This is a genomic window from Anaerococcus lactolyticus ATCC 51172 (assembly GCF_000156575.1).
GTDB lineage: Bacteria > Bacillota > Clostridia > Tissierellales > Peptoniphilaceae > Anaerococcus > Anaerococcus lactolyticus.
In genome coordinates, this window is sequence record NZ_GG666226.1 from 1 (window position 1) to 220 (window position 220).

Genomic DNA, 220 nt, shown 5'->3' on the forward strand with positions numbered 1-220 from the left:
CGGCATCGGCGCGGCAACCCAGGTACACGTCCGTTACCGCGGCCTGCTTGCCGACGGTCAAGTGTTCGACCAGAGCGAAAGCGCCGAGTGGTTCGCCCTGGACAGTGTGATAGAGGGATGGCGCACAGCGTTGCGAGCGATGCCTGTCGGCGCGCGCTGGCGAGTGGTGATTCCTTCGGCGCAAGCCTATGGTCACGAAGGCGCTGGCGACCTGACTCCC

Annotated in this window: 1 protein-coding gene; it reads left to right on the plus strand. The window is 65.9% G+C overall.

All coding sequences use genetic code 11. From position 1 onward, the window contains the following. A partial coding sequence (locus HMPREF0072_RS10950) for an FKBP-type peptidyl-prolyl cis-trans isomerase (protein ID WP_004831295.1) occupies positions 1-220 on the plus strand: 220 nt, incomplete at both ends.